We start from the raw sequence: 12,565 nt of genomic DNA, 5'->3' as shown, positions 1-12,565 counted from the left end.
GCCATCAATATTCAGGCGGCATTTTATCCTAAACCTGAAACGGCCGCTCATTTTTGATAATAAAAACTTTTATTAAAAAATTATCACGCCGGATCAAGATGGCTGCTGTCGCGTGCCAGTACGGTACGTTTTCCCGCGCTGTCGGACGCTGTAACGATACCGTCGTTTTCCATCTGCTCAATCAGATTGGCCGCACGGTTATAGCCGATACGCAATTGGCGCTGCACGGAAGAAATCGTCGCTTTCTGCGATTTAATCACAAACGCCACCGCTTCATCGTAGAGCGGATCCTGATCGCCTTCGTTGCTGCGGCCGTCGTTGGCATTGCTGAATATATCGTCACTGCCTACGCCGCTGGTGAGAATATCGTCGATATAGTCAGGCTCGCCGAACTGTTTGAGATACTCCACCACGCCGTGCACTTCGTCATCGGAGGCAAACGCACCGTGCACGCGCTGCGGGTAGCCTGTTCCCGGCGGCAGGAACAGCATATCGCCCTGACCGAGCAGGTTTTCCGCCCCCATCTGGTCGAGAATCGTCCGGCTGTCGATTTTGCTCGATACCTGAAAGGCAATGCGGGTGGGGATATTGGCTTTAATCAGGCCGGTAATCACATCGACGCTCGGTCGCTGGGTGGCCAGAATCAGGTGGATACCGGCGGCGCGCGCTTTCTGTGCCAGACGGGCAATCAACTCTTCGATTTTCTTGCCCGCCGTCATCATCAGGTCGGCAAATTCATCGACCACCACCACGATAAACGGCAGTTTTTCCAGATATTCGGGATTGTCGGGCGTGAGGCTGAACGGATTGGCGATTTTTTCGCCGCGCGCGGCCGATTCTCTGATTTTCTGGTTGAAGCCGGCCAGATTGCGCACGCCCACATGGCTCATCAGGCGGTAGCGTTTTTCCATTTCATTGACACACCAGTTGAGTGCGTTGGCCGCCAGCCGCATATCGGTTACCACGGGCGCAAGCAGATGCGGAATGCCTTCGTAAATGCTCAATTCCAGCATTTTCGGGTCAATCATAATCATGCGCACATCTTCGGGCGATGCTTTGAACAGCATGGACAAAATCATCGCATTCACGCCCACCGATTTGCCCGAACCGGTCGTACCCGCCACCAGAAGATGCGGTGCTTTGGCCAAATCCGTTACCACCGGCTGGCCGGTGATGTCCTGCCCCAAAGCCAGTGTCAGTTTGGATTTGCTCTCTTGGAATACGGGTGCGGAAAAAATTTCGCTCAACCGGATCATCTGCCGTCTGGGATTGGGCAACTCCAAGCCCATGCAGGTTTTACCCGGAATGGTTTCGACCACCCGAATGGACGATACACCCAGCGAACGCGCCAAGTCCCTTTCCAAGTTCATCACCGCGCTGCCGCGCACGCCGACATCGGGCTCGATTTCGTAACGGGTAATCACGGGGCCGGCATAAGCGTCCATCACTTTGACTTTCACTTTATACTCGGCCAGTTTTTCTTCAATCGTAATGCTGTTTTCCAGCAGTGCTTCATCGCTTTGCGCCGCATTCGGATCATAACTGGCGGGCAGCAGCAGATTCAGACCGGGCAGCGGATAAGCATTGTCTGCGGCTTCGGAAATTCCGACCGGCACATCGTCCGCTTCGGCATCGCCGCCATGCCATTCGGCCTGTTCTTCCGCTTCCCTCAATCCGGCCGAGATACCGTTTTCAGACGGCCTGCTGTCGGCTTCCCATACCGATTCGCTGACCAAACGGTCGGTAATCGACCAGCGCGGTGCATCGCTGATATGTACGTCGGGCATCACCGGTTTGGGCGTTTCCACTACGGCCACCGCAGGAGAATCGAAAGCAGCGGGCGAGGCGATACTCACGCTCAGCGGCGGTGTCGGCGGCACTGCGGGCGGTTCGACCACCGTCGCCGATGCGCTCGGGACAGATGCTTTTTTGGCTGCCGCAGAATACGGCGCATAGCGGTTGCTCAATGCGCTGTCGGGACGGTTCTTGTCCGCTGCCGTTTTCGGACGCACTACTTCGCTGGCGTGCGCTTCGTCCACCCGCGCGGCCGCAGGCAGAACGCTGGCCTGAACTGCCGTACTGATGCGGCGCAGGCGGCGGTTGAGCGGCGAATCGGTTTTCGCCAGATTGGCCAGCACTTCGTCTTCGGCAATCACCGCAACTTTCTGCGCATTCACAGGTTCCTGTACCGAAATCTGGCGGCGGCGCGCCATACGCTGACGCAAGAGATTGCTGCGGATATCGTCTTCGCCTATGGTTTGGCGGGGCGGTTGTGCAACCTCCCGTACCGCTGCTTTCGGCTCCGGCCGGCGCTGTTCGTAAGCCAGTTTTTCCACTTCGGCCAAGGTGCGCTCGCGGGTACGCATCACGGCGGGGTCATTGAACCCAATCACGGGCAGATCGGCAGACGGCGGTTGCGGCAGCGCGTCTTCCGCCACCATAGCGTTCTCGACAACCGGATGGATCTGTATTTTTTCCTGCAACTCCTCATGAAGCGTGCGCGTGGCCTCTTCCAGAGAAATCACGGGCAGGTCGGCGGACGGAGACCGGTACGCGTCTGGGGCCGGGATTGACGGCTTGGACGGCTCCCTCAGGCTGCGCATGGCTTCTTCCAGCGTAATGATTTCTACTTGGCCGTTTGAGGCCGTCTGAATACCGTCTCCGGCAGCCACCTGCCCTGCCGTATGACTGTCGTCTGCCGAAATACCGATTTCCCGAAATCCGTCTGCCGCCCCGTCGGCATGGGGTGCCGCAAACAGCGGCATGCCCGTATCTTCTTCCGGCGGCAACGTTTTTTGTTTGTTCAAAGCGGCCAAACGGCGGCGCTTGGGGGAAATTTCGAGCAGCTTTTCCATGGTGCGCTCGTACACCAAACGGCTCTCGTGGGCGGTTTTCTGCCGACTGCGGCTGTCTTGCAGGTTGGAATCGGCACCGCGCGGCATTTTGGCAGGCTTGACATCGGCCTCAGGCGGGCTGACTTGTGCGGTTTCGTGGCGGTTGAAATACGCCATATCCTGACGCCATTCCTGTTCCTGCTTGTGATTCCACCACAAGAGGGCAGCCATGGCCGCCAGCAAGACAATCAACACTATCCACAACATTTCCGAACCGACCTTCAATAAACGGCAAAAGCGTTATTTTAACGTGTTTCCCGCCACTCTGAACAGTTTTTGCGCCGCTTTTTCAGACGGCCTCACCATACGAAAAAATGCGGCATCGGGCTATAATGCTGCTGTTTTCCTGCCGCGTATCTGCCTGCCGATGAATTTTCTGCCTGTATGGTTTCCTGCTTTTTGGTCTGCCGCCGCATGGCTGCCGCTGTTATTGCTGCTGGTACTGACCGCCCGCCCTGCCGCCCGCAGTCTGACCGGCCGGCCGCAGGCCGTTGCCGCAGCCTGCCTGTTGTTCGCCCTGCTGTGGAGTCTGCGCGCCCAACTCGGCGGCAGCAGTCTGGCCGGTATGAACTACCATTTAATTGGTATAAACCTGGCTGTTCTGATGCTGGGTGCACCGGCCGCCGTCTGGCTGGCAGTACTGCTGCTGCCGGCCTACCTTGCACTTTATTACGGCAGCGCGGCTCTGCCGCTGACGGCGCTGAATGCATGCGCTCTCTTTCTGCCCGCCGTCGCCGCCAATCTGATTGTGCGGCGCGCTGCTGCGAAGCTGCCTGCCAATCTGTTTGTCTATATTTTTCTCAACGGTTTTCTGGCCGCTGCGGCCGGTATGCTTTTAACCGGCCTGTCCGTCTGTCTGCTGCTGGCGGCGGCCGATGCCTTTCCCGCACCGGCATTGTGGGGCAAAGCATTTCCGGTATTCTTCCTGCTCAGCTGGGCCGAGGCCTTTCTCAGCGGGCTGTTTACGGCTATTTTTGTCGCACTCGCACCGCAACTTTTGGCCACTTTCAACGATGCGCGTTATTTGAAACCGGACAACCGCATCTGGCCGCCGGAGCCGTAAACCAATCCGGCAGCCGGAAAATACCGCAGATACACCGCCAGATACCTGCAAAAAGGCCGTCTGAAATACCTGACAAGGTGTTTCAGACGGCCTTTTGAAAGTCAAATACAGATTCAGGCCGGAATACGCAGCTTCTGGCCGACATAAATTTTATCGGGGTGGCTCAGCATCGGTTTGTTGGCCTCGAAAATCTTCATATATTGATTGGCATCACCGTAATACTGCTTCGCAATCGCCGACAAAGTATCGCCGCGCACCACATCATGATAACGGGCGGCCGTTTCGGCAGGGAAAGTCAGATTGTTTTCCACATCGGCCACACCGGTTACATTACCGGCAGCCAACAGGGCTTTTTCCGCCGCTTCTTGCGAAGGCGCTTCGCCGCTGAGGGTAACTTTGCCGCTGGCACCGTCAAACTGCACACGCAGGTTGGCCAAATTCAGATTCTGCTTTTCGATATAAGCCTGAATCGCCGCTGCCGCCTTGCTGTTTAATGCTTCGACATCAACCGATGCCTGTTCCTCTACTTCTTTTTCGTCTTTGCCGAACAGTTTCTCACCGGCACTTTTGATAAAGCTGAACAAACCCATTGATACACTCCTAACAATAATCATTGATGACAGAATCGGCAGCGGTATACTGCCGGCTGCTATAATTATGCTTGGGCATACACTTAGCAAGTCCCGCCGCCCTGCCCTTACCTGCTTTTACATACTCCTTTTTCAGACGGCCTCACATGATTAGCGACATCGGCTTCCTTTCCCTGTTTTTCATCGGCTTTTTCGGCGGGACACATTGTCTGGGCATGTGCGGCCCGCTCTCCTCTGCCTTTTCGCTGCAACTGCCGCCGAACCTGCCGCGTTTCTGGCTGGTCGTACTGCTCAACCTGGGCCGCATCACCGGCTACACATTAATCGGCCTGCTGCTGGGGGCACTCGGCCAGTTCGGCATCGCACTGGACGACAGCAGGTGGCTGCAAAACATCCTGTTTGCGTCTGCCAATCTACTGATGCTGTTTTTGGGACTCTATCTGGCCGGATTATCCGGCCTAGTTCGCAAAATCGAATCGCTGGGCAGGCCGATCTGGCGGCAGCTGAATCCTGTGATGAACCGCCTGCTGCCGATACGCAGTGCACCGGCCTGTTTCGGTGTCGGCCTATTGTGGGGCTGGCTGCCCTGCGGTTTGGTTTACACCGCATCACTGTACGCATTAGGCAGCGGCAATGCCCTGCAAGGCGGGCTGACCATGCTGGCATTTGCCTTGGGTACTTTGCCTAATCTCTTAGCCGTCGGCTGGTTTTCGTCGCAATTGACCGGCATATTTCAACACCGCCGTATCCGGTTCACTGCCGGACTGCTGATTGCCGCATGGGCAGTATGGCGCTTGGCTGTTTTTGCCGCCGGGCTTCCGACGGCAGCTTAACGGCTCCGCCGATTCTGATATGGGCATATAGTTGGGCGCGCAGACTCCAAAGCAGAGCGAACAACAGGCGTGCGGCGGCAACGGCCGACGGTCGGTCAACAAACGAAAAGCACCGCAGAAGCGGTGCTTTCATTTCTTACTCTATTAAAACATCATTCAGGCATTTACCTTATCCACGCGTTCGCGCAATTCTTTACCCGGTTTGAAATGGGGTACGTATTTTTCCGGTACGTCCACCTTTTCGCCGGTTTTCGGATTGCGTCCGACACGCGCCGGACGGTGGTTCAAGTCGAAACTGCCGAAACCGCGGATTTCGATCCGCTGGCCGCGAGCCAGTGCGCGGGTCATGGTATCCACCAAAACCTTGACGCTGTACTCGACATCTTTGGCCAGCAGGGGCGCATCGCTTTTTTCGGCAAATACTTCGGCCAAGCGAACCATTAACTCGGATTTGGTCATGGCTGGCTCTGATGCTTATTCTTGATCGCCGGACAGTTTGGCTTTCAGCAGATCGCCCAAGCTGGTTGTACCTGCGCTGGCAGTCGAAGCGGCATTTACCGAGTTCAGAACATCGCGGCTTTCCTTGGCATCTTTGGCCTTAACAGACAGTTTGATGCTGCGGTTTTTGCGGTCCACAGTAACGATAACGGCTTCAACGGCATCGCCTTCGTTCAGCTTGGTGGTCAAGTCTTCCACGCGGTCGGCGGCGAATTCGGAAGCGGGTAGATAGCCTTCTACTTCATCGGCCAGTGCAACCACAGCACCTTTGGCCTCAACAGATTTCACCGTACCCTTAACCAGCGAACCTTTGTCGTTTACGCTGATAAAGTTGCCGAATGGGTCGCCTTCCAACTGTTTGATGCCCAAAGAGATGCGCTCTTTTTCCACGTCGATGGCCAAAACAACGGCTTCGACTTCTTCGCCTTTTTTGTACTTGCGTACGGCTTCTTCGCCGGACTCGGTCCAAGACAGGTCGGACAGGTGGACCAGACCGTCGATATTGCCGGGCAGGCCGACAAACACGCCGAAATCGGTAATCGATTTAACCGCACCTCGGATTTTGTCGCCTTTGTTGTAGTTGGCGGCAAAATCTTCCCACGGATTGGCCTGGCACTGTTTCATGCCCAGAGAAATACGGCGGCGGTCTTCGTCGATTTCCAGAATCATAACCTCGGCTTCGTCGCCCAGTTGGACAACTTTGCTCGGGTGGACGTTTTTGTTGGTCCAATCCATTTCGGAAACGTGTACCAAACCTTCGATGCCCTGTTCGATTTCAACAAACGCGCCGTAATCGGTCAGGTTGGACACTCTGCCGAACAGGCGGGTGCCTTGCGGATAGCGGCGGGCCAAACCGTTCCACGGATCTTCGCCCAGCTGTTTCATACCCAGAGAAACGCGTTGTTTTTCCTGATCGAATTTCAGTACTTTGGCTTCGACTTCTTGGCCGACTTCCAAAACTTCGCTCGGGTGTTTCACGCGGCGCCATGCCAAGTCGGTAATGTGCAGCAGGCCGTCGATGCCGCCCAAATCGACAAACGCACCGTAATCGGTGATGTTTTTGACGATACCTTTGACCACTGTACCTTCTTGCAGGTTTTCCAGCAGGGCTTTGCGCTCTTCGCCCAAAGTCGCTTCCAGAACCGCGCGGCGCGATACCACGACATTGTTGCGCTTTTTGTCCAGTTTGATGACTTTGAACTCGACTTCTTTGCCTTCAAAGTGCGAAGTATCTTTAATCGGACGGACATCAACCAGAGAACCGGGCAGGAAAGCGCGGATGCTGTTGATCATCACGGTCAGACCGCCTTTGACTTTGCCGTTGATCACGCCGGACAGAATATCGCCGTTTTCCATGGCCTCTTCCAGAGTAATCCAGTCGGCGGCGCGTTTGGCTTTTTCGCGCGACAGTTTGGTTTCGCCGAAGCCGTTTTCCACCGATTCGATGGTAACGGTTACGAAGTCGCCTACTTTGACTTCCACTTCGCCTTGGGCATTTTTAAACTCGCTGATGTCGATCAGAGACTCGGATTTCAAACCGGCGTTGACAATAACGAATTTGTCTTCAATGGCGACCACTTCGGCGGTAATCACCTCGCCTTGGTTCATTTCCTGTACGGCTGAGTACTCTTCCAACAACTGGGCAAAATTTTCCATGTTTGTCATGTCTTTCTGTGCATCGCTAAGGTATGCGGGGTTAAGGTTGGCAAATACCTGTTTTCCTTAGCCAAACAGGCAGAATCACTGTTTTCAGACGGCCTCAATGCTGCCGATGAAAACGAAAAACACCGCATTATACCGCAGCTTTATTTTTTTTCATACCAATCAAGCACTTTTTTTACCGCCTCGTCCACGCCCATATCGGAAGTGTCCAGCAGCAGCGCGTCCTCTGCCTGTTTGAGCGGTGCGGCGGAGCGGCGGCGGTCGGCCTCGTCGCGCGCTTCGATGTCGGCCAGAATCCGGTCAAACGCCACACCGTGCGGCGGCAGTCCCAGCTGTTTTGCCCGCCGTTCGGCACGCACCCGTGCATCAGCCGTTAAAAAAACTTTTAAGACGGCATCGGGAAACACCACCGATCCCATATCGCGCCCGTCTGCCACCAGCCCTTTGTCGGTCAGGAAATCCCGCTGACGCTGCAACAGGGCGGCGCGCACCGCCGGAAAACGCGCCACGGCGGAAGCCCCCATACCCACTGCTTCGGTACGGATTTCACCGGAAACATCCTCTCCTGCCAGCCAAACGCGGCCGTCTGAAAACGCGACGGGCAAATCGGCGGCCAAGCGCGCCACCGCCGCTTCGTCTTCCCATTCCGCGCCCTGCCTGCGCGCATACAGAGCAGTCAGGCGGTAAAGCGCGCCCGAATCGAGATAGTCCCAGCCCAATGCGTCCGCCACGCGCGAAGCCACCGTCCCTTTGCCCGATGCGCCCGGCCCGTCAATGGCGATTACTTTTGTCTGCATGATATGATTCCACTCCCCCTTTTTCACAGACTGAAAAAGTGCGATTCTAACACTTCGGCTATCCGGGAAGACAATTTACCGCAATGGTGCGGCAAAATATCCTCTGCTTCCAACGAAACCGGTGCATAATTATTCGCGCGGCAAGTTTCCTTTTTGCTAAAATACAGGCCGTCTGAAAACGGCATACCGCCCGCTTTTCAGACGGCCTGTTCTGATTTTTGCGGAAACCGCCATGTCCAACCAACGCCTGATTTACGGCTTTCACGCCGTCAATGCCCGCCTGTGGCAAAACCCGAAATCCATCACCGAACTCTATATTCAGGAAGGCCGTCAGGACGCGCGTATCCGCGATGTACTGGAAAAAGCCGCCGCCGAAAACATACGTATCCATTTTGCCGATACACAACGCCTGAATAACATCGCCAAAGGCGCGCGCCATCAGGGCGTGGCCGGATTTATCGATGCCAGCAAAAACCATATCCATTTGGAGGATGTGCTGGAAAACCTGCAAGAGCCGCCTTTCCTTTTGATCTTGGACAGTATCACCGACCCGCACAATCTCGGTGCCTGCCTGCGCACGGCCGACGCGATGGGTGTACACGCCGTGATTGCGCCGAAAGACAAAAGCGCGGGCCTGAACGCCACCGTCAGCAAAGTGGCCTGCGGTGCCGCCGAAACCGTCCCCTACATCACCGTAACCAATCTGGCCCGCACCCTGCGCGAACTGAAAGAATACGGCATTTGGATTGTCGGCACCGACACGGGCGGCAAAAGCGACCTGTTCCATTACACTATTCCGCAAAGCGTGGCCTGGGTGATGGGCAACGAGGGCGAAGGGATGCGCCGCCTGACCCGCGAACATTGCGACGAACTGGTGTCCGTTCCGATGTTCGGCACCGTAGAAAGCATGAATGTTTCCGTTTCCGCCGGCATGGTGCTGGCCGAAACCCGCCGCCAGCGTGTATCGCAACAGGACTGACAAACCGCCGCAAACCGTGTGCCCGCACATTTCCCCGCATACGGTAAATCCGCCCAGTGGCACAACCGCCCCGCAGCCCGCTCATCTGTTTCGCCCGGCCAATGGGGCGGTTCTGAGAAAAATAGAATTAAAGAATACGGCCGCATCTTTCCGGCAAAAACGGTACGCTGAAAACGGGATAACTTCCCTATTTTCAACGTACCGTTTTTCCACGTTATGCTGATTCAGATGCGGTTTTCACCGCCATTTTTCCGCCCATCCGTGTTACCGCGCCCGCCGTCAGATGCGGCAGCAAGGCAACCTTATCCGGTGCAAACAGGTTAATCACGGTCGAACCCAAGCGGAACGCGCCCATCTCCGCACCTTTGGCCAAACGCACCGCACTGTCGCCCTCTGCCGGGTAGTCCCACACACGCACGGTACGGCTGCGCGGCGGATTGACCACGCCCGCCCACACCGTGCTGATGCTGGCCGTTACCGTCGCGCCCACCAAAATCTGCGCCACCGGGCCGAAATCGGTATCGAATATGCAAATCACCCGCTCGTTGCGCGCAAACAGATTCGGAATGTGTTCGGCCAAAAACGGATTCACAGAAAACAGCGCGCCCGGCACATAAATCATTTTGCGCAAAACGCCGTCGCACGGCATATGCACGCGGTGGTAATCGCGCGGCGACAGGTAAGTGGTCAGAAACAGGCCGTCTGAAAACGCGTCTGCCAAAGCCTTATCGCCTGCCAGCAATGCGTCCAGTGTGAAAAAATGCCCTTTGGCCTGAATCAGCCGCCGTCCGTCCGCCGCACCGGCCTCGCTCACCCTGCCGTCGGCAGGCAGGCATAACGCATCGGAATCGGCATCAATCGGGCGTGCGCCGTCTTTCAGTTTGCGGATAAAAAATTCATTGAACGAAGCAAATTCAGACGGCCCTTTGGCCGCTTCCTGCCAATTGACGCCGTATTGCCCGGCAAAGAGTTGAATCATCAGCCGGGTGGCTCCGCCCCAGCGGCGCTCGGCCAGCCAGCCGGCGGCACGGGTCAGTGCCAACTGCGGCAAAAGATAATGCAGCGCGATTTTTGCCCGTTCGCCGCAACGGGGTTCGCGGTATGGTTTCAAAGGCATAAAATATTCCTTCATCATATTTCGGCAACGGCAGTACGGCAAAGCATTCCGCCGCCCCTGACAGGCCGCCCGAAAAGCGGATTTCAGGCGGCCGGAACCGGTACGACATTAAGCCAAACGCCCGTCCTGCATACTCAGGATACGGTCGAAACGCCGTGCCAGATCGTCATCGTGTGTGACCACCACCAGCGCCGTACCCAATTCGTTTTTCAAATCCAGCATCATATCGAGGATATGGTGTGCGTTTTTGCGGTCGAGGTTGCCCGTCGGCTCGTCGGCCAGCAGGCAGGACGGGCGGGTAACCAGTGCGCGCGCAATGGCCGCCCGCTGGCGTTCGCCGCCGGACAATTCAGACGGCCTGTGCCGCACCCGCGCTTTCAGCCCCACCCTGTCCAGCATCGCCAGCGCCTGTTCTTCGGCTTTTTCCTTGGGCTGTCGGGCAATCAGCAGCGGCATCATCACGTTTTCCAACGCGGAAAATTCGGGCAGCAGATGATGAAACTGATAAACAAAGCCCAGATGGCGGTTGCGCCACTGCCCCAAAGCTTTTGCGCCCAACTGCGCCAAATCCTGCCCCAGAATACGCACGCTGCCCGCCGTGGGCAGGTCCAAACCGCCCAGAATATGCAGCAGGGTGGATTTGCCGCTGCCGGAAGAGCCGATAATGCCCACGCTCTCGCCCGCAGCGACATTCAGATTCAAATTATCCAACACACATACGTTCAGCTCGCCGTCCTGATAACTTTTACAGACGGCCTCTGCCTGCAATACCGGATTATTCATAACGCAAAGCCTCCGCCGGTTGCGTGCGCGATGCGCGCCAGCTCGGATACAGCGTGGCGAGAAACGCCAGCAGCAGCGAAACGGCGGCAATCAGCAGCACTTCCTGCCACACCACCCGGCTGGGCAGGTAGTCGATAAAATAGACTTGGGAATTAATCAGATTCACGCCGAACAGATTTTCAAAAAAAGCCAGAATCCGCCCAACCTGCCAGCCCAGCAGCACGCCGGATACCACGCCGATTGCCGTGCCGGCCAAACCGGCAAATGCGCCCTGCACCATAAAAATCTTCATCACGCCGTTGGGCGGCAGTCCCAGCGTACGCAAAATGGCAATATCGGCCTGCTTTTCGGTAACGGCCATCACCAGCGAGGACACCAGATTAAACGCCGCCACGGCAATAATCAGCGTCAGAATAATAAACATCATGCGCTTTTCCAGTTCCACCGCATCGAAATAGGTTTTATTGCTGAACGTCCAGTCGCGCGCCCATGCCTGATCTTTCAGGGCTTCCGGCAGCAGCTTGGGCGTAAGCGCGGGCGCATTCTGCGGGTCGGCCAGTTTCAGGCGCACACCGCTCACCCCGTCTCCCAACCGATACAGCACCTGCGCGTCTTTCATGTGGATAACGGCCAGCGTATTGTCCATTTCGTAAACGCCGGTTTTCACAATGCCCACCACATTAAACTGTTTCAGGCGCGGCACCATACCGGCCGGCGTGATATTACCCTCCGGCGTAATCACGGTAACCTGTCCGCCCACCTGCGCATCCAATGCTTCGGCCAGGTTCTGTCCGAGAATAATATCGAAGCTGCCCGGGCGCAGATCGTCCAGACTGCCTGCCGTCATTTTCTGCCAATAATCCACGACATTTTTCTCTTCGGCAGGCTCAATGCCGCGCACCTGCACGCCGCGCACCTCGCCCGCGTTGGCCAGCAGTGCCTGATCGGCCACATACGGCGCGGCGGCCAGCACGGCAGGATTGTCCGCCGCCAGCCTGCGCAAATCCCGCCAGTCGCCCGCCTCAGCATCGTAATAGCCGATTTCGGCATGCGGCGCGACATTCAGAAGCTGGCCGCGGATTTCCTTCTGAAAACCGTTCATCACCGAAAGCACCACAATCAGTGCCGTGACACCCAGCGCAATGCCCGCCACCGATACCAGCGTGATAAACGACATAAAGCCGTTGCGCTTTTTCGCCCGCAGATAGCGCAGGCCGATCCAAGTTTCCAAAGAAGCCATATTCAGACGGCCTTCCCCAACCAAAACAAAACGCGCATTCTACCCGATTTTCCGTTAAAGCGTTTTAAGGCCGTCTGAAACGGCGGACGGTTTCAGACGGCCCGAGTGC

11 protein-coding genes are annotated in these 12,565 nt (G+C 56.5%); 3 read left to right on the top strand and 8 right to left on the bottom strand.

From position 1 onward, the window contains the following. Positions 1-83: 83 nt before the first annotated feature. On the bottom strand, positions 84-3,101 hold the full coding sequence (locus ORY85_RS02605; protein WP_274571417.1) for a DNA translocase FtsK: 3,018 nt from the start codon (positions 3,099-3,101) through the stop codon (positions 84-86). Between ORY85_RS02605 and ORY85_RS02600 the strand changes: the two genes are divergently transcribed. Next, positions 3,064-3,957 carry a hypothetical protein gene (locus ORY85_RS02600; protein ID WP_405030337.1) on the top strand — a complete coding sequence of 298 codons (894 nt, stop codon included), beginning with the start codon at positions 3,064-3,066 and terminating at the stop codon, positions 3,955-3,957. The genes ORY85_RS02605 and ORY85_RS02600 overlap by 38 nt on opposite strands. A 113-nt stretch (positions 3,958-4,070) precedes the next feature. Here the strand turns inward: ORY85_RS02600 and lysM are convergent, their stop codons facing one another. After that, positions 4,071-4,547 carry a peptidoglycan-binding protein LysM gene (gene lysM / locus ORY85_RS02595; protein WP_274571416.1) on the bottom strand — a complete coding sequence of 159 codons (477 nt, stop codon included), beginning with the start codon at positions 4,545-4,547 and terminating at the stop codon, positions 4,071-4,073. A gap of 146 nt (positions 4,548-4,693) precedes the next feature. On the opposite strand from lysM, the gene ORY85_RS02590 reads away from it, so the two are divergent. Beyond that, positions 4,694-5,380, top strand: a complete 687-nt coding sequence (locus tag ORY85_RS02590) for a sulfite exporter TauE/SafE family protein (RefSeq protein ID WP_274571415.1) — start codon at positions 4,694-4,696, stop codon at positions 5,378-5,380. Between the two features lie 156 nt (positions 5,381-5,536). On the opposite strand, the gene ORY85_RS02585 is transcribed toward ORY85_RS02590, so the two are convergent. From ORY85_RS02585 to cmk, 3 genes are all read right to left on the bottom strand, one after another. Further along, on the bottom strand, positions 5,537-5,839 hold the full coding sequence (locus ORY85_RS02585; protein WP_274571414.1) for an integration host factor subunit beta: 303 nt from the start codon (positions 5,837-5,839) through the stop codon (positions 5,537-5,539). A gap of 15 nt (positions 5,840-5,854) precedes the next feature. After that, a complete protein-coding gene (gene rpsA, locus ORY85_RS02580) occupies positions 5,855-7,543 on the bottom strand; it encodes a 30S ribosomal protein S1 (protein WP_405030336.1) in 1,689 nt (562 codons plus the stop codon). A gap of 140 nt (positions 7,544-7,683) precedes the next feature. Then, positions 7,684-8,337: a (d)CMP kinase gene (gene cmk, locus ORY85_RS02575; protein ID WP_274571412.1), complete on the bottom strand. Its 654-nt coding sequence runs from the start codon at positions 8,335-8,337 to the stop codon at positions 7,684-7,686. A 232-nt stretch (positions 8,338-8,569) separates the two neighbouring features. Between cmk and rlmB the strand changes: the two genes are divergently transcribed. Further along, on the top strand, positions 8,570-9,316 hold the full coding sequence (rlmB, locus tag ORY85_RS02570; protein WP_274571411.1) for a 23S rRNA (guanosine(2251)-2'-O)-methyltransferase RlmB: 747 nt from the start codon (positions 8,570-8,572) through the stop codon (positions 9,314-9,316). A 214-nt stretch (positions 9,317-9,530) separates the two neighbouring features. On the opposite strand, the gene asd is transcribed toward rlmB, so the two are convergent. The 3 genes from asd to ORY85_RS02555 form a co-directional block, all read right to left on the bottom strand. After that, on the bottom strand, positions 9,531-10,433 hold the full coding sequence (gene asd, locus ORY85_RS02565) for an archaetidylserine decarboxylase (protein WP_274571410.1): 903 nt from the start codon (positions 10,431-10,433) through the stop codon (positions 9,531-9,533). 108 nt (positions 10,434-10,541) lie between these two features. Next, positions 10,542-11,216, bottom strand: coding sequence for a lipoprotein-releasing ABC transporter ATP-binding protein LolD (lolD, locus tag ORY85_RS02560; protein WP_274571409.1), 675 nt, complete (start codon positions 11,214-11,216; stop codon positions 10,542-10,544). Next, positions 11,209-12,456, bottom strand: coding sequence for a lipoprotein-releasing ABC transporter permease subunit (locus tag ORY85_RS02555; RefSeq protein ID WP_274571408.1), 1,248 nt, complete (start codon positions 12,454-12,456; stop codon positions 11,209-11,211). The genes lolD and ORY85_RS02555 overlap by 8 nt, the downstream gene beginning before the upstream one ends. Between the last annotated feature and the right edge of the window lie 109 nt (positions 12,457-12,565).

This window comes from Neisseria leonii (assembly GCF_028776105.2).
Lineage (GTDB): Bacteria > Pseudomonadota > Gammaproteobacteria > Burkholderiales > Neisseriaceae > Neisseria > Neisseria leonii.
Note: the sequence above shows the minus strand (reverse complement) of the source record. Positions and strands in the feature narration are given on the sequence as shown.